The organism is Pseudomonas sp. GV071, assembly GCF_003050835.1.
Taxonomy (GTDB): domain Bacteria; phylum Pseudomonadota; class Gammaproteobacteria; order Pseudomonadales; family Pseudomonadaceae; genus Aquipseudomonas.
The window spans coordinates 221781-240812 of the sequence record NZ_QAOJ01000007.1; the positions used below are offsets into that span (position 1 = coordinate 221781).

A 19032-nucleotide genomic window follows, 5' to 3' on the forward strand; every position below is an offset into this window, starting at 1 on the left:
CAGGGCTAATGGCTACCGCTTTTAGGCCGGCAAAGGGCCGCATTATATCGGCCCAAGCCCCGGGGTACAGTGCCTTTGTTCGATAGTTAGCGGCGATTTCAAGCAGTTTTTTGCCCAGGCTCCCGGGCAAAGGCGGCGAATGCCTCGATCACCTGGTCGATATCAGTCCGGCTGACATCCAGATGGGTGACCAGACGCAGGCGCGCCGAGGCCGAAATGGTGATGCCCCGCGCGGCCAGAAACACCTTCAACGCCGCCGCTCGATCAGCCATTTGAACGTAGACCATATTGGTCTGCACCGGCTCAACGCTATAGCCCAACTCCACCAGGCCGGCCGCCAAAGCCGCGGCATTGGCGTGGTCGTCGGCCAGTCGCTGCACCTGGTGCTCAAGGGCATAAAGCCCGGCTGCCGCCAGAATCCCGGCCTGGCGCATACCCCCGCCGACCATCTTGCGCAGGCGCCGTGCCTTTTCGATCAACTGCTCGGTACCGAGCAGCACCGAGCCAATCGGCGCGCCCAGGCCTTTGGACAGACACACCGAAACGGAGTCGAAATACTGAGTAATTTCCCGCGCCTCAACGCCCTGTTTCACCGCTGCGTTGTACAAACGGGCGCCGTCCAAGTGCAGTTGCAAGCCATGTTCCTGGGTCAGTTTGCGTGCAGCCGCCAGGTAGCTGAGCGGCAGCACTTTGCTTTGCATGGTGTTTTCCAGCGCCAGCAGACGGGTACGGGCAAAGTGAAAATCATCCGGTTTGATCGCTGCCGCCACGCGCGCCAAGTCCAGCGAGCCATCGGCTTCGACCTGCAACGGCTGCGGCTGGATCGAACCGAGCACCGCCGCGCCGCCACCTTCGTATTTGTAAGTGTGCGCCTCCTGACCAACTATGTACTCGTCGCCGCGCTCGCAATGCGCCATCAGGCCAAGCAGGTTGCTCATGGTGCCGCTGGGCACGAACAGGCCCCGGGCGAAGCCAAGCTTATCGGCCAGGTACTCTTGCAGACGGATGACGGTGGGGTCTTCGCCATACACATCGTCGCCCACCGGGGCATGCAACATAGCCTCGCGCATGCCGGGGGTTGGTTGAGTGACGGTGTCGCTACGCAGGTCAATAACGGGCATTACGGGTCTCCTTCACGGCGGACCCTCGACCCTAAAGCAGCCGCCCGAGAGCGACAAGAGCTACTACGACTAAATGCCGATTAAAGTGCAGCGGCGCTGGTGGGCACCACCAGAATGCCGGCGCGCAGGCCGTTTTTCACCTTGGGGTTGGGGAAGATAATCCGCGCGCCCTGCTCTTCCACCACCCAGCGCATGCCGGCAATGTCTTCAGCCAGCACATAACCGACCGGCAACTCGCTGAAGTTCTCGATATCCGCCGGCAGGTTGAGGTGGAAGGAATCGCTGTGCTTGATGATTTCCCGCGCCACGGCAAACAGCTGCAGGCCATCGAGGTTACTCGCGTCCAACGCCGGCTCGCGGTTCTCGATCAGGCAGCGCAGGCGCGCTTCCAGCGCCTCGAGATTGATCCCATCGTTCTGGCCAAAGGCGCGTGCCTTGCCCAACTCCAGGGTGAAGGCCTCGGCATTCAACTGCGCATAGGTGTAGGCGCTGAAGGTAATCGACGCCTTGCTTTGCAGCAGCACCGCCGCCACGCCGGCCGCCTTCAGGCGCGCCAGCTCGAGCACCGAGTGCTTGCAGCCCTCACGCCAGGGGTAGAGGGCGAATTGCTCGATCTTCGAGCCGCGAATGGCGGTGTGCAGGTCGTAATGCAGGCGCTGGCGTGGGACATCGGCCGGGGCCTGATTAAAAAAGGTCGCGCTCAAGCGCTCCAGCTCACAGGCACGCAGGGCCTCGAAACCACTGCTCTGCTCGTGACGGCCGTTGAACAGGCGGTTGATGTCCTGCTCTATATACCGCTCGCCCTTGCGCATGGCTTCGGGGTTGCCGAGCAGAAACAACATGCGTGCGCGCGGCTTCAGTTCGCCGCGGGCAATGCTGTGCAGCAGACGGTCGAGGAGCTCGATCGGTGCCGTTTCATTGCCGTGGATGCCGGCTGACAACAGCAGGTCGAGGCCACTGTCCTGCCCCGCCGGCGGAGTGATTTCCAATGCGCCCTCGGCCAGCCAGCGCAAGCGAGCGCCCTCGGGGGTCAGCTGAATCTTGGCGGCCGGTTCGCGGCCTACCAGGGTCAGTTCCAGCAACTTGCCGAGGGCTAACATGGGCTAAGTTCCGTCTTAGTGGGGGCGGGTATCAGTGGTTGCAGTCGGGACCGTGGACGTGACCGTCTTCGTCGTCGATCTGCCCAGCCGGCTCCATTTCCAGCTCCAGGCTCACCAGGTTGGTGGCCAGCGGGCGCAGCAGCAGGTTGGCGTATTCCTCGTCACCCTCCTCCACGTCCACGCCGATGATCAGTTGGCCGCGGCCGTCTTGCTGAATCCACACTTCCTTGCCTTGCCAGATCACGGCAAAACGGGTGCAGGAGGTTTCCAGCTGGGTGCCGTCGGTATCTTCGAGGATCAGTTGCAGGCTATCGGACATGATCAAAACACTCTCAATTAAGCTGGAAGGGGTACACAGAGCCTAGTTTAAGGATCTGCGTCAGCTCATCCAATGCCGAACGGCATTCAGTGAGCAGCTGTGGGTCGGCCAGATCGCTCTCCGCCATGCGGTCGCGGTAGTGCTTGTCGACCCACACAGTAAGCGTGTCATACAGCGTCGGCGTCATGATCACGCCGCTGTTTACCGCGTTCAGCTCGTCTTCCTTCAACGCCACACGTAAGCGCAAACAAGCTGGGCCACCGCCGTTTTGCATGCTTTGCTTGAGATCGAACACCTGCACTTCGCGGATCGGTCCGTCTTCAGCGGTGAGCCGCGCCAGGTACTGCCACACGCGTTGGTTGTTGCGGCACTCCTCCGGCACGATCAGCAGCATGCCGCCATCGGCACGCGACAACAGCTGGCTGTTGAACAGGTAGGAATGCACGGCGTCTTCGACACTCACGGCATCGCGCGGCACGCACACGGCCTGCAGACGACCGCCACGGCGGCTGAGTTTGTCGTGCAGCTCGGCCAGCACCTTGTCTGTTTCGAGGAAGGCGTCCTGGTGATAGAACAGCACCTCGCCATTCCCCACGGCGATCACGTCGTTATGGAACACGCCCTGATCGATCACCGCCGGGTTCTGCTGGGCGTAGACCACACCGGCCTCGTCCAGACCATGCAGACGGGCTACCGCCTGACTGGCTTCCAGAGTCTGGCGCGCCGGGTAGCGCTGCGGGCCAGGGAAACGCGCGTCGAAGGCGCTGCGGCCGAAGACGAAAAACTCCACCCCAGCGTCGCCGTACCCTTTGCAGAAACGCGTGTGGTTGGCCGCGCCCTCGTCGCCGAACTGGGCAACGGCAGGCAAGGCGGCGTGGTGGGCGAAGTGCGCCTGGTCAGCGAACATCGCGCCGAGAATGCGGCTGGTGGTCGGATGTTCCAGGCTGCGGTGGTACTTGCAGTTGAGGTTGGCGGCGGTGAAATGCACCTTACCGTCGCGGGTGTCGGCGCTGGGGCTGACGGTGCAGGCGTTGGCCGTCCACATACTGGAGGCCGAGCAGCTGGCCACCAACAACGGCATCGCCTCTTTGGCGGCGCGCTGGATCACTTCGCTGTCGCTGCCGGTAAAGCCGATACGGCGCAGCGCGGCGACGTCCGGGCGTTCTTGCGGAGCGAGCACGCCCTGCTTGAAGCCCATTTTCATCAACGCCTTCATTTTCGCCAGACCCTGCTTGGCCGCGACCTTGGGGTTGGACACCTGCTGGCTGTTGCCCTGCGAGGCGACGTTGCCGTAGGACAAGCCACCGTAATTGTGGGTCGGACCCACCAGGCCGTCGAAGTTCACTTCATAGGCGTTTGTCGTAGTCACAGGCTGACTCCCGGGGTCAGGGTTGCAGGCAGGCTCAGGCTTTCACTTTCCAGCGAGGCCACGGGGTAGGCGCAATAGTCCGCCGCGTAGTAGGCGCTGGCGCGATGGTTGCCGGAAGCGCCCACACCGCCGAACGGGGCCGAACTGGCGGCGCCGGTCAGTTGTTTGTTCCAGTTGACGATGCCGGCGCGGCTTTCCAGCCAGAACTGCTGGTAGCGCTCGGCCGAGTCCGACAGCAAGCCGGCGGCCAGGCCGTACTGGGTGTTGTTGGCCTCGGCAATGGCGCCGGCAAAATCAGCGTAACGGATCACTTGCAGCAACGGGCCGAAGAACTCTTCGTCCGGGCGCGCGGCCACTGCCGTTACGTCAATAATGCCCGGGGTCAGCAAGGCGGCGTTTTCCAGCGGCTGACTCATTGCCAGCAAGGCTGTGGCGCCGTTGCTAAGCAATTGCTCCTGGGCCTTGAGCAAGTGGCGCGCGGCTTCCAGGGAAATCACCGAGCCCATGAACGGTGCCGGCTGGGCATCGAAGGCGCCGACCTGAATGGTCGCGGCCACCGCCACCAGGCGCGCCAGCATGGCATCGCCCCACTCGCCTTTAGGCACCAGCAAGCGGCGCGCGCAGGTGCAACGTTGGCCGGCCGAAATAAACGCCGACTGAATAATGGTGTACACCGCCGCGTCGAGGTCTTTGACCTGTTCGACCACCAGCGGGTTATTGCCACCCATTTCCAGCGCCAGAATCTTGTCCGGACGCCCGGCGAATTGCTGATGCAACAGGTTGCCGGTACGGCTAGATCCGGTGAAGAACAGGCCGTCGATGCCAGCATGCGCCGCCAGGGCCACGCCGGTATCACGCGCGCCTTGCACCAGGTTGAGCACGCCGGCGGGCAGGCCGGCTTCGATCCAGCACTGCACCGTCAGCTTGGCGACCTTGGGGGTCAGCTCGCTGGGTTTGAATACCACCGCGTTGCCAGCCAACAGCGCCGGAACGATATGGCCATTGGGCAAGTGGCCCGGGAAGTTGTACGGGCCGAACACCGCCACCACGCCGTGGGGCTTGTGGCGCAGCACGGCGGTGGCGTCGGCCAGTGGCCCGCTCTTCTCGCCGGTGCGTTCGCGGTAGCTCTGAATCGAGATGGCGACCTTGTTGACCATGCTGGTCACTTCGGTGGCCGACTCCCACAACGGCTTGCCGGTTTCTTCGCCAATGGTGCGCGCCAGCTCGTCGCTGCGGCTTTTCAGGGTGGCGGCAAAGCGTTCGAGCACGGCAATGCGCTCATCCAGCGAACGTTTGGCCCAGGCTGGAAAGGCCTGGCGCGCGGCCTGCACGGCCGCGTCCACTTGGCTTGCGGTGGCGGCCTTGCCGGTCCATACCACGGCTTGGGTCACCGGGTTCAGCGACTCCAGCGCCTCGCCGGCGCCATCGTGCCAAGCACCTGCAATGTAATGGCTAGTCATCGGCTCAGCTCCTTGTTTTCCACAGCCAGCGGTACCGCACGTACCTGGTCACCCGCTTTCAGTTGCAGGCGTTTGGCGGTGGCCTGATCGACCACCAGGGTGCCAGCGGCAAGCCGCGCCGGGGCGGCGGTGATGCGGCAGTCTTCGCGCTTGCGGTTGTGCATCAGGAATGGCGTGGCGTCATCGCCCGGGGTGCCAATGGCCAACACCAGCGCCTGGCTGTCACGCACGGCGCGAATCTTCGAGGTTTCTGCCTCAATGGCCGGGCCGGCGTCGAAGATGTCGACGTAACCCTGGTAGCTGAAACCCTCGGCCTTGAGCATGTTCAGCGCCGGCTCGGTGTCCGGGTGCACACGGCCGATGATCTGCCGCGCCTCTTCCGAGAGAAAGCAGGTGTACAGCGGAAACTTGGGCATCAGCTCGGCGATAAACGCCTTGTTGCCCACGCCCGTCAGGTAGTCGGCGCGGGAGAATTCCATTTTGAAAAAGTGCCGACCGAGGCTTTCCCAGAACGGCGAGCGCCCTGCTTCATCGGACATGCCACGCATCTCGGCGATGATCTTGTTGCCGAACAACTGCGGGAACTCGGCAATAAAAAGAAAACGCGCCTTCGACAGCAGGCGGCCATTCAGGCCGGTGCGGTGGTCGGCCTTGAGAAACAGCGAGCAAAGCTCGGAGTTGCCGGTCAGGTCGTTGGCCAGGAACAGGGTCGGGATTTCGCGGTAGATATCCAGTTCCTGCGAGGCACTCACTGTGAGGCCGACGCGGTAGTTGTACCAAGGCTCGCGCAGGCCGACAGCGCCGGCGACGGCGGAAATACCCACCACTTCGCCGTTGTCATCTTCGAGCACGAACAGGTAGTCGGCATCGGCGCGGGTGGCTTCGCCGCGGAAGGCTTTTTCCGCCCAACCGACGCGATGGGCCAGGCGTTCTTCATTGGCGGGCAAGGTGGTCAAGCCGGCACCGGTACTGCGGGCCAGGTTGATCAAGGCAGGCAAGTCGGCACTGCGCACGGGACGAACGATCATGGCTATTCCTCTTAAACCGCAACCAGGCGCACGCTCGCGCCCTCACCGACGCCCAAGGCCTCAGCAACATCAGCACTCAGGTTCACCGGCTTGCCCGGCACCCAATCCAGCTCGACCACCACCGCACGGAAATCCTGCAGTTGGCCGTTGGCGACCAGATACAGACGGCCCTTGCCCGGCTCACCGACCCGCGCTGGCACCACTCGGCTCTGGGCGATCGAGCGAATGCCCGAGGTACGCGCATGCAGGGTCGGGCCGCCGTCGAAGATGTCGATGTAGTGATCGGTTTCAAAACCTTCGCGCATCAGGATGTCGAACGTGATTTGCGCGCGCGGGTGGACCTGGCCCATGGCTTCCTGGGCAGCGTCCGGCAGCAGCGGCACATAGATCGGGTAATGCGGCATCAGCTCGGCGAGGAAGGTCCGGCTTTTCAGCCCGCACAGGCGCTCGGCTTCGGCGTAGTTGAGGTCGAAGAAGTTACGGCCCACGGCGTCCCAGAACGGCGAGTCGCCCTGCTCGTCACTGTGGCCGACGATTTCCACCACCACCGCATCGGCGAACCGCTCCGGGTGGCTGGCGACGAACAGCAGACGGCCACGGGAATTCAGCTCGGCCCACGGCGAATCCACCAGTGGCTTTTCCACATAGAAGCTGGTCAGCAGGCTGTTGCCGGTAAGGTCGTGACACAGCGACAACACGTGAATCTTGTTGTGGATCGACAGCGAGCGCGAGGCGTGCACGAAGGTTTCGTTGCGAAAGCTGTAGAACGGCTCGGAGTAACCGGCCGAAGCGACCACCCCGGAGCAGCCGACCAGGCGGCCGGTGTCGGTGTCTTCCAGCACGAAGAAATAGCTCTCTTCACCGTTGAAGCTGACTTCGGCGGCAAACGAGGCTTCCGACGCGGCGATCTTGTCGCCCAGCCGGCCCGCATCGTCCGGCAGCGAAGTAACACCAACCGGGCTGTCCGCAGCCAGACGTTGCACGTCAGCCAAGTCAGCCATTTGCGCAGGGCGCATCACCAGCATGGTGTTACTCCTTAAATTCTCTTTTGAAATGAAAAGCGGGAACGCCAGAGACTCGGTCCATGTGGGAGGGGCTTTAGCCGCGAGCTTTTAAAAGCAAAAGCTCGCGGCTAAAGCCCCTCCCACAACGACGGAAGAAGCTTCAGCGTCCGCGTACAGCCGTCAGGCTTGGGTCAGCTTGGCCACGGCGCGCTCGAAGCGGTCGAGGCCTTCGTCGATGTCGGCATCCGGAATCACCAGGCTTGGGGCGAAACGCACCACGTCCGGACCGGCTTGCAGCACCATCACGCATTCTTTTTCGGCGGCATTGAGCACGTCCTTGGCTTTGCCCTTCCAGGCATCGCTCAGGGCCGCACCGATCAACAGGCCAAGGCCACGCACTTCGGTGAAGATGCCGTATTTGGCAGCAATCGCCTCCAGGCGGGTTTTGAAACGCTCGTGCTTGGCTTTGACGCCATTGAGCACTTCAGGGGTGTTGATCACATCCAGCACCGCACCGGCCACCGCACAGGCCAGCGGGTTGCCGCCGTAGGTGGTGCCGTGCACGCCAACCGACAGGTGCGAGGCGATTTTGCTGGTGGTCAGCATGGCGCCAATGGGGAAACCGCCACCCAGGCTTTTCGCGCTGGAGAGGATGTCCGGCGTCACGCCGTAGTTCATGTAGGCGAACAGCTCGCCGCTGCGGCCCATGCCGCTTTGTACTTCGTCGAACACCAGCAGCGCGTTGTGCGCGTCACACAGCTCACGCACGCCCTGCAGGTAGGCTTTATCGGCCGGCAGAATGCCGCCCTCGCCTTGAATCGGCTCGAGCACCACAGCGCAGGTCTTGTCGGAAATCGCGGCTTTCATCGCGGCCAGGTCGTTGAACGGCACGTGGGTGACGCCCTCGATTTTCGGCCCGAAGCCATCGGAATACTTCGGTTGGCCGCCGACGGTCACGGTGAACAGGGTGCGACCGTGGAAGCTGTTGGTGGCGGCGATGATCTCGAATTTCTCCGGACCATACACATCGCTGGCGTAACGACGGGCCAGCTTGAAGGCGGCTTCGTTGGCTTCAGCGCCGGAGTTGGCGAGGAATACGCGCTCGGCGAAGGTGGCGTCCACCAACTTGTGCGCCAGGCGCAGGGCCGGCTCATTGGTGAACACGTTGGACACGTGCCAGATCTTGTTGGCCTGCTCGGTGAGCGCCTTGACCAGGGCCGGGTGGGCATGGCCCAGGGAGTTCACCGCGATACCGCCAGCAAAGTCGATCAGCTCTCGGCCGCTCTGATCCCAGACTCGGGAACCCTCGCCGCGCACCGGAATAAAAGCGGCTGGGGCGTAGTTGGGAACCATCACCTGATCGAAATCGGCGCGCTGTACCTGCACTTGCTCAACGGACATCGAAGCTCTCCTGACAAGGACCGCCGACCCCAAAGGCCGGCGCTGGAATGAATTGTAGGGACTGAATTGGGGAGGGCATTGTCGGCATGCGACAACTTCTTATAGCGCCAACCCGTTAATTTTCGCGGCTTTCATAAAGGCGACAGAAGCTGTCGCGAAGGCGCAGTCTAAACACTGTTGGGGGTTTGACCAACGATCGGCTGCGCGTCGGCGCTACTGCGTTAAAAATGTGTTTTGAATGCTCATGGGCTACAGCCCACTGCGCTTCAAAACACATTTTTGCCTTGTATCGCTCTAGCTCGCTCGATCTCGATCTGCGTTGCCTAGCAGATTTTCAGGATCAAAAGCATCGAGGCTTGAGCCTCGATGCTTTTGATCGTTAACCGATCAACCGCGTTCGGAAGGGATCGAGCTCAGCTCAAACGGGCTGCTGCTGCGGCGTTGGTTGCGGTCTTCGCGGGGGGTGGCGCCGAAGAAGTTGCGGTAGGCGCTGGAGAAGTGCGGGCCGGATGAGAAGCCGCAGGACAGGCCAATCTGGATGATCGATTTGCTGGTTTGCATCAGCAGCTGGCGAGCTTTGTTCAACCGCAGTTCCAGGTAGTACTGGCTAGGCACGCGGTTGAGGTACTGCTTGAAGATGCGTTCAAGCTGACGACGGGAGACGCACACATGCTGGGCAATTTCGTCGGTGGTCAGCGGTTCTTCGATATTGGCTTCCATCAGCAACACGGCCTGGGTCAGCTTGGGGTGGCTGGAACCCAGACGATTCTGCAATGGAATGCGCTGGCGCTCGCCACCTTCGCGGATGCGCTCGACCACCAACTCTTCCGACACCGCACCGGCCAGCTCGGCGCCGTGGTCGCGGGCCAGCACCGCCAACAGCAGGTCCAGTACCGCCAAACCACCACAGGCAGACAGGCGATCCCGGTCCCAGTCGAACAGGTGGCTGGTGGCGATCACTTTCGGGAAACGTTCGGTGAAGTCGTCCTGCCAGCGCCAGTGCACGGCGGCGCGGTAGCCGTCGAGCAGGCCTAGCTGGGCCAGCGGATAAACCCCGGCCGACAGCCCACCGATCACACAGCCTGCACGCACCAGTTGCTTGAGTGCGCTGGACAGCGCCGGAGCCAGGTGACCCGGCGGCTCATCGGCGAGCAAAAACAGTTTCTGACAACCTTCGAGCCTGCCTGCCCATGGCTCGCCGGGCAGACGCCAGGCGCCCTCGGCAGCCGGTTCGGCCTGGAGAAACACCAGCTCGTAGGCCACATCCGGGTGCACCCGCTGGGCGACACGCAAGGCTTCTTCGGCCAGAGCCAGGGTCATGGCCTTGGTGTTGGGCCAGAGGAGAAAACCGATTCGGTGGGCAGTCATGGCTGGCAGTTTAGGCTCTGATGGCATGCGCGTGCATGCGAGGTGTGCAGCAAAGTTGGAAAAACGAAGCGCGCTGAAGCTTACTTCAAGCTGCCGGAAAGAAACTGCTTCAAACGGTCGGACTGCGGGTTGGCCAGCACTTCTTTCGGGCAGCCGCGCTCTTCCACCACGCCTTTGTGCAGGAACACCAGTTGGTTGGAGACCTCACGGGCAAAGCCCATTTCATGGGTCACTACCACCATGGTGCGGCCTTCCTGGGCCAGGTCCTGCATCACTTTCAGCACTTCGCCCACCAGCTCGGGGTCGAGCGCCGAGGTCGGTTCGTCGAACAGCATCACTTCCGGTTCCATCGCCAGGGCACGGGCAATCGCCACGCGCTGCTGCTCACCGCCGGACATATGCGCCGGGTACGCATCTTTGCGATGCGCCACGCCAACCTTGGCCAGGTAGTGCTCAGCCTTTTCGATGGCTTCTTTTTTCGGCACACCAAGTACATGCACCGGCGCTTCGATGATGTTTTCCAGGGCGGTCATGTGTGCCCACAGGTTGAAGTGCTGGAACACCATCGACAGGCGCGAACGCATGCGCTGCAGCTGCTTGGGGTCGGCTGCTTTCAGCGCGCCGTCCTTGTTGGCGACCAGCTTCAGCTCCTCGCCATTGAGCAGGATCTTGCCGCCGTGCGGCTGCTCGAGCAGGTTGATGCAGCGCAGGAAAGTACTTTTGCCCGAACCACTGGAGCCGATGATGCTGATCACATCGCCAGCCTTGGCCGCCAGCGACACGCCCTTGAGCACTTCATGGCTGCCGTAGCGTTTATGCAGGTCTTGGACTTCGAGTTTGTACATGGTTCAGGTTCTCGACAGGCAATGGTTCAGCCGCAGCTGGCGTTGCTAAACGGAAAATTCTCAGGCCTTGCGTGGCGCCAGGTAGGCCAGCCAACGGCGCTCGGCCAGCTTGAACAGGCGCACCAGCACGAAGGTCAGGCACAGGTAAATGGCACCGGCAGTGATATAGGCCTCAAAGGCCAGATAGAACTGCGAGTTGATGGTTTTTGCCGCACCGGTAATGTCCACCAGGGTGACGATGGACGCCAGGCTGGTGGTGTGCAGCATCATGATCACTTCGTTGCTGTACTGCGGCAGCGCCCGGCGCAGGGCCGATGGCAGCAGGATGCGGCGGTACAACTTGGCGCGCGACATGCCCATGGCCTTGGCCGCTTCGATCTCGCCATGGGGAATCGACTTCAGGCTGCCGGCAAGAATCTCGGCGCTGTAGGCACTGGTATTGATGGCAAAGGCCAGGCAGGCGCAGAAAGTGGCATTGGACAGGTACGGCCACAGGACGCTGTTACGCACTGCTTCGAACTGCGCCAGACCGTAGTAGATCAGGAACAGCTGCACCAGCATCGGCGTACCGCGGATCACATAGGTGTAGAGCCAGGCCGTGGCGTTCACCAGAGGCTGCTTCGACACCCGCATCAAACCCAGCGGAATGGCAGCCGCCAGACCGACCGTCAGGGAAATCAGCAGCAGCTTGAGGGTGATCAGGATGCCACCCAGGTACAGGTGGAAATTTTCCCAGATGGGCGCGAAATCGAAAATCATAATTCAGCCACCTTCATGCCCACCGAATAGCGTTTTTCCAACGCCCGCAACAGCAGCAGCGACACACTGGTGATCACCAGGTACAACGCCGCCACCACCAGGTAGAAGGTGAACGGCTGATGAGTCGCATCCGCGGCGCTCTTGGCTTTGAACATCATGTCCTGCAGGCTCACCGTGGACACCAGCGCAGTGGCCTTGACCAGCACCAACCAGTTATTGGTGAAGCCGGGAATGGCGAAACGGATCATCTGCGGCACCAGCACGCGGAAGAACACTTGCGCGCCGTTCATGCCATAGGCCGCGCCCGCCTCACTCTGGCCTTTGGGAATGGCCATAAAGGCGCCCCGGAAGGTTTCCGACAGGTAGGCACCAAAGATGAAGCCCATGGTGAATACGCCGGTGACGAACGGGTCGAGGTCGATGTAATCCTCAAAGCCCAGCAGCGGTGCCACGCGGTTCACCACGTCCTGGCCGCCGTAGAAAATCAGCAGGATCAGCACCAGGTCCGGAATGCCGCGAATCACCGTGGAATAGGTTTCGCCCAACAGGGCCAGCCACTTGATTGGCGACAAGCGAAACGCAGCGCCGATCAGGCCGAGCACAATCGCCAGCGCCATCGAGGTCAGCGCCAGGGAAATGGTCAGCCATGCGCCATCAAGAATGGTCGAGCCGTAGCCGTTGAGCATGATGAAAAGCCCGTGAGAATAAACGTCACCGTAGGAGCGGCCGGTCCGGCGCTGCGGTTAGCCGGACCGGCCGCTCCTACAGGTTTTTGTCGCGCAAATAAAAAGTGGCACATCCCGCTGTTATCGAGCCTGTGCCACTTTCAGTAAGCGCGGGTTACTTGCCGTAAACGTCGAAGGCGAAGTACTTGTCCTGCACTTGTTTGTATTTGCCGTTGGCGCGGATGGCCAGAATGGCCGCGCTGATCTTGTCAGCCAGGGCTTTATCACCCTTGCGCACCGCAATGCCTTGGCCTTCGCCGAAGTACTTCTCTTCGGTGAAATCGGGACCTGCGAAGGCAAAACCTTTGCCAGCGTCGGTTTTCAGGAAGCCGTCATCGATGTTCACCGAGTCAGCCAGGGTCGCGTCCAGACGGCCGGAGGTCAGATCGAGGAACACTTCGTTCTGCGAGCTGTAACGCACGATCTCGGCGCCAGCTGGAGCGAAGACTTCGGTGGCGTAGCGGTCGTACACGGAGGAACGCTGTACGCCGATCTTCTTGCCTTTGAGGTCAGTCAGCGGATCAGTGATGGTGGTACCAGCCTTCATCGCCAGCTTGGCGGGGGTGGAGTAGTACTTGCCGGTGAAGTCGACCGATTTCTTGCGGTCGTCGGTGATCGACATGGACGACAGGATGGCGTCGAACTTGCGCACTTTCAGCGCAGGAATCAGGCCGTCGAACTCTTGTTCGATCCACTTGCACTCAACCTTCATCTCTTCGCACAGGGCCATGCCGATGTCGTAGTCGAAGCCGGTGATCTTGTCGTCAGGGGTCTTGAAGGCGAAGGGCGGGTAAGCCGCTTCAATACCGATACGCAGTGGCTTGGCATCATCGGCCATAGCCAGGGACGACAGCAGGGACACCGCCAGGGCGCCGAGAAGGGCGAGCTTCTTCATCATGGACTCCTTCGAATAGGTCGAGCGCTGGTTGGCAGGCTGACCATGAAATTATAGGAAGAGTCGCCATCTTTGCCGGGTGATAACCCGAAGGGACGAAGCTCATCGGCCGACGCGCGAGTAGCGGCGTCTGGGTGGCGGCATTCTAACGACAGCCCCAAAGCCGATATTTCTTCAATGCGACAAGTAATTACAAAAGACCCTGGCGGCGTGGCCAGGCTATTGACAGGCGCCGGCAAAACAGGCAGCGCACAGAGCTGGATTAAACGAGAAGCTAAAGCAGGTTTCGTGCCGGCTTTTTAACAACCCTTGTGGTTGCTGGATTTCTGCCGGAAATGGATTTTTATCCGGGGGGGAAAACTGCCCATAAAACGGGCAGGCTGTTTCCTATTGCCCCGTTGTGAATCGTGGGTGCTACCGGCTTGAACAAGGCCGATAAAAATTGGCCCACACAATGCCCCGCAGGAGCGGCCGGTCCGGCGCTCCGGTTAGCCGCGATGTTTTTGATCTTTAAGAGCATCGCGGCTGATCGGAATGCCGCCCAGCCCCTCCCACAAAAATCAAAACAAAAACGCCCGCGGTTACGCGGGCGTTTTAAAGGCGGCGGTAAACGTTATGCCACCGCTTGCTGCATCGACTTGTGGGTATCGATCAAATGCTGCACCACACCCGGATCGGCCAGGGTGGAGATATCGCCCAGGCTGTCGTATTCGGCCGTGGCGATCTTGCGCAAGATGCGGCGCATGATCTTGCCCGAGCGGGTTTTCGGCAGGCCCGGGGCCCACTGGATCACGTCCGGCGCAGCAATCGGGCCGATCTCTTTACGCACCCATTGCTTGAGCTCCTGACGCAGCGCTTCGCTCGGCTCTTCGCCGTTGTTCAGCGTCACGTACACATAGATGCCCTGTCCTTTGATGTCGTGCGGCATACCGACCACCGCGGCTTCCGCCACTTTCGGATGGGCGACCATGGCGCTTTCGATTTCGGCGGTGCCCATGCGGTGGCCGGACACGTTGAGCACGTCGTCGACACGGCCGGTGATCCAGTAGTAGCCGTCTTCATCGCGACGGGCGCCGTCACCGGTGAAATACATGCCGCGGAAGGTCTTGAAGTAGGTGTCGACGAAACGGTCGTGGTCGCCGTACAGGGTGCGAGCCTGGCCTGGCCAGGAATCGAGAATCACCAGGTTGCCCTCGGCGGCGCCTTCGATCAGGTTGCCGAGGTTGTCCACCAAGGCCGGCACCACGCCGAAGAATGGCCGGGTCGCAGAGCCCGGTTTCAGCGCCGTGGCGCCTGGCAGCGGGCTGATCAGCACGCCGCCGGTTTCGGTCTGCCACCAGGTATCGACGATCGGGCAGCGCGACTGGCCGACGGTTTCGTAGTACCAGTTCCAGGCTTCCGGGTTGATAGGCTCGCCCACCGAACCGAGCAGACGCAGGCTGGAGCCGTCGGCGCCTTCAATCGCCGCCTTGCCCTGGGCCATCATGGCGCGGATCGCGGTGGGTGCGGTGTAGAGGATGTTGACCTTGTGCTTGTCGATGATCTTCGACACCCGAGTGATGTCCGGGTAGTTCGGAATGCCTTCGAACAGCAAGGTGGTCGCGCCATTGGCCAGCGGGCCGTAGACGATATAGCTGTGGCCGGTCACCCAGCCGACATCGGCGGTGCACCAGTAGACTTCGCCCGGCTTGTAGTCGAACACGCGCTCGTGGGTCAACGCGGCATACAGCAGGTAGCCGGCGGTGGTGTGCTGCACGCCCTTGGGTTTACCGGTGGAGCCCGAGGTGTAGAGGATAAACAGGGCTTCTTCAGCGCCCATTTCTTTAGGGGCGCAGACGCTGCCGGCAACCTTCATCAGGTCTTCGTACCAGATGTCGCGGTGCTGGTTCCACTTGATCGGCGAGCCGGTGCGTTTGCACACGATGACTTTCTGGATCGAGCTGGTTTCCGGGTTGGTCAGGGCGTCGTCGACGTTGGCCTTCAGCGGGGTTTTCTTGCCGCCGCGCAGGCCTTCGTCAGCGGTGATCACCACCTTCGAACGGCAGTCGATGATGCGGCCAGCCAGGGCTTCTGGGGAGAAGCCGCCGAACACCACCGAGTGAATTGCGCCGATTCGGGTACAGGCCAGCATGGCCACCACCGCCTCGGGAATCATCGGCATGTAAATGGTCACCACATCGCCGCGGTGCACGTCCTGGCCGCGCAAGGCGTTGGCGAACTTGCAGACTTCTTCGTGCAGTTGGCGGTAGGTGATTTCGCGGTGGTCGGCCGGGTCGTCGCCTTCCCAGATGATTGCAACCTGATCGCCACGCTCAGCCAGGTGGCGGTCCAGGCAGTTGGCCGAGACGTTGAGGGTGCCGTCGGCAAACCATTTGATGTCGACGTGGTGGTCGTCGAACGAGGTCTGCTTCACCGCCGTGAACGGCTTGATCCAGTCCAGGCGCTTGGCTTGTTCACGCCAGAAACCGTCGGGGTTGATCACCGACTGTTGGTACATGGACTTGTAAGTGGCCTCGTCGGTCAGGGTGTTAGCCGCAACCTCGGGACGTACGGGATACAGTGACGCAGCACTCATCGGAGATACCTCGGTGAATAGTTGTTTTTGTATGGTGCCTTTTGTAGCCCTCCCCTCCCCGGCGGGCCATTCGACCATGGTCTTAACGGGTTAGAACCATGGTCTTAGAGGGGCCGGAGAAAATTTTAGACAAAAAAAGGCGACCATCGGGCCGCCCAGTCGAAACGCTCCGGGGAAGGAGCGTTCGCAATACCTTGCCTGTGATCACGCAGAACGCAGGACGGGGGTATTGAACGCCTTCTCGTCGCCGCAAACCATTGCACCTAAGTCGTACGGTGTAGGTTGGGTTGAGCTTAAGCGAAGCCCAACGATACCGAGTAGCCCGCCTCTCACCGCTGCCAAACAGAACATTGGTTGCCCACTGTCGTCCTGGTGGGCGTCAGCGTTGGGGCTTACTGCGGCGTATCGTTGGGCTTCACTGCGTTCAACCCAACCTACGGCTTGCCAATTCCATACTGGCGCAGCTTGTTGGCGATGGTGGTATGCGAAACCCCCAAGCGTTTGCCCAATTGCCGGCTGCTCGGGTGCTCGTGGTACAGGCGCTCGAGCACTGCCTGTTCAAACCGCCCGAGAATTGCCTCCAGCCCGCCCTCCAGGGAAAAATCCCCCAGCGGTTGTGGCGCGCCATAGTCCGGCAGGCGGATATGTTCGGCCAACACTCGCGCCCCGTCGCACAAGGACACCGCCTGAAACAGCACGTTTTCCAACTGCCGCACATTGCCCGGCCAGTGGTAGTGGCTGAGCCTCTCGAACGCCTGTGGCGCCAGCTTGGGCAGCGGGCAACCGATCTGCCGGCTGGCCTGGTCGAGAAAGTGCTCAGCCAACGGCATCAGCCCATCCAGGCATTCACGCAGCGGCGGAATGTGCAGGCTCAGCACGTTGAGGCGGTGGTACAGGTCCTGGCGGAATTCGCCCTTGCTGCACAGCTCGGACAGGTCGACCTGAGTGGCGCAGATCACCCGCACATCGAGGTACACCTCTTCGTCACTGCCAACCCGGCGAAAGCAGCCGTCCTGCAAAAAGCGCAGCAGCTTGGCTTGCAGACGCGGGCTCATTTCACCGACGCCATCGAGAAACAGGGTGCCGCCTGCCGTCAGCTCCAGCAGCCCCAACTTGCCCTCCGGCCGCGCCCCTTCGAAGGCGCCTGGGCCGTAACCGAACAGCTCGGTCTCGGCCATCGACTCCGGCAAGCCGGCGCAATTCAACGCCATAAAGGGCGACTGCCCACGCGGGCTGGCCAGGTGGCAGGCACGGGCGAGCAATTCCTTGCCGGTGCCGGTTTCGCCCTCGATCAGCAGCGGCGCATCCAGCGGTGCCATGCGCCGTGCTTCTCGGACCACGGCGGCTAACACCCGCGAGCTTTGAAAGATGCTGTCGAAGCCGCGCAGCTCCTGTTTGCGCACATGGTAGATGCGCTCGCCAACGCGGTCGGCGCGGTGCAGGGTCAGTACGGCGCCGGCCATGGCGTCGCTTTCTTCATGCTCGGTTTGCAGCGGGGCGATGTCGGCGAGAAACACGTCGCCCTTGATCTTCACCCGCAGGCCATTGATCCGCGATTTGTTGGCGCGCACCAGCTCGGGCAAGTCGAAGTCTTCGGCATAACGGGCCAGCGGCATGCCCGGCACTTCATCCACACGCACGCCCAGCAACTGGGCAGCGGCGCGGTTGGCGGCCACGATGGAGCCGGCCATGTCGATGGACAGCACCGGAAACTCCAAGGCGCCGAGCAAGGCATTCAGCTCCAGATGGCGGCGCTCGCTGGGCATCAGCCCCACACGCTTGACCCCGAACACCCCGGCGATGGCCTCGAACTTGGGCCGCAGCGACTGGAATTGCAGGTTGATCAGGTTCGGGCAGTGCAGGTAGATGGCATTGCCCTGCTCACCGCCGACTTCACCGCGGGCCACGTTGATGCCGTACTCGACGAGCAGGTTGAGGATGTCGCGAAGAATGCCAATTCGGTTCTGGCAATGGACTTTGATACGCATGGCGGGCTCTGTTTTTGTTGTTCTGGTGCCGTCACCGTCGGAGAAACCTGACAAGGCGGCGGAATTTTCGTAAAGGATAGTTTACGGATTGACGTCTCAGCAACGCGACACCTCGCTGCCCGCGCCGACTCGTCATCATTTCTTTACGAAATTTGCCACCAACGCCAATCGCCTGCCGCCGCCATGGGGCTGAAAAGCTGCACGCCAACGGTTATCTCTAGTCCCACCTAGCAGTCATTAATAACAACAACTACCGAGAGGCAGCGATGAAGCAGTCGCACTACGTGGCACGCGAGCCGGATGACAGCGGCTTTATTCACTACCCCGAGGCCGAGCATCAGGTGTGGAACACCCTGATCACTCGCCAGCTGAAGGTGATCGAAGGCCGCGCCTGCCAGGAATACCTGGACGGCATCGAGCAACTGGCCCTGCCCCACGAGCGTATTCCGCAACTCGATGAAATCAACCGCGTGTTGCAGGCCAGCACCGGCTGGCGGGTGGCGCGGGTGCCGGCGCTGATCCCGTTTCAGACCTTCTTTGAATTACTCGCCAGCAAGCAATTCCCGGTCGCCACCTTTATCCGCACCCCGCAAGAACTCGATTACCTGCAAGAGCCCGACATCTTTCACGAAGTGTTCGGCCACTGCCCGCTCCTGACCAACCCCTGGTTCGCTGAGTTCACCCACACCTACGGCAAGCTCGGCCTGGCGGCCAGCAAAGAGCAGCGGGTATTCCTCGCCCGCCTGTACTGGATGACCATTGAGTTCGGCCTGGTGGACACACCGCAGGGCCGCAAGATCTACGGCGGCGGCATTCTCTCGTCCCCCAAAGAAACCCTCTACAGCCTCTCGGACGCGCCGGAACACCAGGCCTTCGACCCAGTGGAAGCGATGCGCACGCCCTATCGCATCGACATTCTGCAGCCGCTGTATTTTGTTCTGCCCGACCTCAAGCGCCTGTTTGATCTGGCCCATGAAGACGTCATGGCCATGGTCGCCCACGCCGCCCAACTGGGTTTGCATCCGCCGAAATTTTCCCCTAAAGCTGCTTAACTTCCCTTTTCCCACAGGAGCCC

General features: G+C 61.6%; 16 protein-coding genes. 1 reads left to right on the top strand and 15 read right to left on the bottom strand.

Features of this window, described 5'->3' with window-relative positions:
- Positions 1 to 98 precede the first annotated feature (98 nt).
- The 15 genes from ltaE to C8K61_RS15520 form a co-directional block, all read right to left on the bottom strand.
- Entirely contained in the window at positions 99 to 1121 is a 1023-nt protein-coding gene (ltaE, locus tag C8K61_RS15450) for a low-specificity L-threonine aldolase (protein WP_108097155.1), read from the bottom strand.
- An 80-nt stretch (positions 1122 to 1201) separates the two neighbouring features.
- Positions 1202 to 2221: a succinylglutamate desuccinylase gene (gene astE, locus C8K61_RS15455; protein ID WP_108097156.1), complete on the bottom strand. Its 1020-nt coding sequence runs from the start codon at positions 2219 to 2221 to the stop codon at positions 1202 to 1204.
- A gap of 31 nt (positions 2222 to 2252) precedes the next feature.
- Positions 2253 to 2540, bottom strand: coding sequence for a topoisomerase II (locus C8K61_RS15460; protein ID WP_108097275.1), 288 nt, complete (start codon positions 2538 to 2540; stop codon positions 2253 to 2255).
- 13 nt (positions 2541 to 2553) lie between these two features.
- Positions 2554 to 3909: an N-succinylarginine dihydrolase gene (gene astB / locus C8K61_RS15465; protein ID WP_108097157.1), complete on the bottom strand. Its 1356-nt coding sequence runs from the start codon at positions 3907 to 3909 to the stop codon at positions 2554 to 2556.
- Positions 3906 to 5369: a succinylglutamate-semialdehyde dehydrogenase gene (gene astD, locus C8K61_RS15470; protein WP_108097158.1), complete on the bottom strand. Its 1464-nt coding sequence runs from the start codon at positions 5367 to 5369 to the stop codon at positions 3906 to 3908. Before astD ends, astB begins: the two co-directional genes overlap by 4 nt.
- Positions 5366 to 6397 (bottom strand): arginine N-succinyltransferase, encoded by a 1032-nt coding sequence (gene astA / locus C8K61_RS15475; protein WP_108097159.1) that lies wholly within the window; start codon positions 6395 to 6397, stop codon positions 5366 to 5368. The genes astD and astA overlap by 4 nt, the downstream gene beginning before the upstream one ends.
- An 11-nt stretch (positions 6398 to 6408) precedes the next feature.
- Positions 6409 to 7422: an arginine/ornithine succinyltransferase subunit alpha gene (aruF, locus tag C8K61_RS15480; protein ID WP_108097160.1), complete on the bottom strand. Its 1014-nt coding sequence runs from the start codon at positions 7420 to 7422 to the stop codon at positions 6409 to 6411.
- 159 nt (positions 7423 to 7581) lie between these two features.
- Positions 7582 to 8802, bottom strand: coding sequence for an aspartate aminotransferase family protein (locus C8K61_RS15485; RefSeq protein ID WP_108097161.1), 1221 nt, complete (start codon positions 8800 to 8802; stop codon positions 7582 to 7584).
- A gap of 387 nt (positions 8803 to 9189) precedes the next feature.
- Entirely contained in the window at positions 9190 to 10170 is a 981-nt protein-coding gene (argR, locus tag C8K61_RS15490) for a transcriptional regulator ArgR (RefSeq protein ID WP_108097162.1), read from the bottom strand.
- A gap of 80 nt (positions 10171 to 10250) precedes the next feature.
- Complete coding sequence (gene aotP, locus C8K61_RS15495) at positions 10251 to 11015, bottom strand: arginine/ornithine transport ATP-binding protein AotP (protein ID WP_108097163.1); 765 nt, start codon at positions 11013 to 11015, stop codon at positions 10251 to 10253.
- A gap of 60 nt (positions 11016 to 11075) precedes the next feature.
- Positions 11076 to 11774 carry an ABC transporter permease gene (locus C8K61_RS15500; RefSeq protein ID WP_108097164.1) on the bottom strand — a complete coding sequence of 233 codons (699 nt, stop codon included), beginning with the start codon at positions 11772 to 11774 and terminating at the stop codon, positions 11076 to 11078.
- Positions 11771 to 12460: an ABC transporter permease gene (locus C8K61_RS15505; RefSeq protein ID WP_108097165.1), complete on the bottom strand. Its 690-nt coding sequence runs from the start codon at positions 12458 to 12460 to the stop codon at positions 11771 to 11773. Before C8K61_RS15505 ends, C8K61_RS15500 begins: the two co-directional genes overlap by 4 nt.
- 154 nt (positions 12461 to 12614) lie before the next feature.
- Entirely contained in the window at positions 12615 to 13394 is a 780-nt protein-coding gene (locus C8K61_RS15510; protein WP_108097166.1) for an ABC transporter substrate-binding protein, read from the bottom strand.
- Positions 13395 to 14007: 613 nt separating this feature from the next.
- Positions 14008 to 15969: an acetate--CoA ligase gene (gene acs, locus C8K61_RS15515; RefSeq protein ID WP_108097167.1), complete on the bottom strand. Its 1962-nt coding sequence runs from the start codon at positions 15967 to 15969 to the stop codon at positions 14008 to 14010.
- 434 nt (positions 15970 to 16403) lie between these two features.
- Entirely contained in the window at positions 16404 to 17957 is a 1554-nt protein-coding gene (locus tag C8K61_RS15520) for a sigma-54-dependent transcriptional regulator (RefSeq protein WP_108097168.1), read from the bottom strand.
- A 266-nt stretch (positions 17958 to 18223) separates the two neighbouring features.
- Between C8K61_RS15520 and phhA the strand changes: the two genes are divergently transcribed.
- Positions 18224 to 19009 (top strand): phenylalanine 4-monooxygenase, encoded by a 786-nt coding sequence (gene phhA, locus C8K61_RS15525; RefSeq protein ID WP_108097169.1) that lies wholly within the window; start codon positions 18224 to 18226, stop codon positions 19007 to 19009.
- Positions 19010 to 19032 lie beyond the last annotated feature (23 nt).

What these genes read in the sequence shown, in the direction of transcription:
- ltaE (WP_108097155.1), bottom strand. Translation starts at nt 1,121, where the DNA reads ATGCCCGTTATTGACCTGCGTAGCGACACCGTCACTCAACCAACCCCC.
- astE (WP_108097156.1), bottom strand. Translation starts at nt 2,221, where the DNA reads ATGTTAGCCCTCGGCAAGTTGCTGGAACTGACCCTGGTAGGCCGCGAA.
- C8K61_RS15460 (WP_108097275.1), bottom strand. Translation starts at nt 2,540, where the DNA reads ATGTCCGATAGCCTGCAACTGATCCTCGAAGATACCGACGGCACCCAG.
- astD (WP_108097158.1), bottom strand. Translation starts at nt 5,369, where the DNA reads ATGACTAGCCATTACATTGCAGGTGCTTGGCACGATGGCGCCGGCGAG.
- astA (WP_108097159.1), bottom strand. Translation starts at nt 6,397, where the DNA reads ATGATCGTTCGTCCCGTGCGCAGTGCCGACTTGCCTGCCTTGATCAAC.
- aruF (WP_108097160.1), bottom strand. Translation starts at nt 7,422, where the DNA reads ATGCTGGTGATGCGCCCTGCGCAAATGGCTGACTTGGCTGACGTGCAA.
- C8K61_RS15485 (WP_108097161.1), bottom strand. Translation starts at nt 8,802, where the DNA reads ATGTCCGTTGAGCAAGTGCAGGTACAGCGCGCCGATTTCGATCAGGTG.
- argR (WP_108097162.1), bottom strand. Translation starts at nt 10,170, where the DNA reads ATGACTGCCCACCGAATCGGTTTTCTCCTCTGGCCCAACACCAAGGCC.
- aotP (WP_108097163.1), bottom strand. Translation starts at nt 11,015, where the DNA reads ATGTACAAACTCGAAGTCCAAGACCTGCATAAACGCTACGGCAGCCAT.
- C8K61_RS15500 (WP_108097164.1), bottom strand. Translation starts at nt 11,774, where the DNA reads ATGATTTTCGATTTCGCGCCCATCTGGGAAAATTTCCACCTGTACCTG.
- C8K61_RS15505 (WP_108097165.1), bottom strand. Translation starts at nt 12,460, where the DNA reads ATGCTCAACGGCTACGGCTCGACCATTCTTGATGGCGCATGGCTGACC.
- C8K61_RS15510 (WP_108097166.1), bottom strand. Translation starts at nt 13,394, where the DNA reads ATGAAGAAGCTCGCCCTTCTCGGCGCCCTGGCGGTGTCCCTGCTGTCG.
- acs (WP_108097167.1), bottom strand. Translation starts at nt 15,969, where the DNA reads ATGAGTGCTGCGTCACTGTATCCCGTACGTCCCGAGGTTGCGGCTAAC.
- C8K61_RS15520 (WP_108097168.1), bottom strand. Translation starts at nt 17,957, where the DNA reads ATGCGTATCAAAGTCCATTGCCAGAACCGAATTGGCATTCTTCGCGAC.
- phhA (WP_108097169.1), top strand. Translation starts at nt 18,224, where the DNA reads ATGAAGCAGTCGCACTACGTGGCACGCGAGCCGGATGACAGCGGCTTT.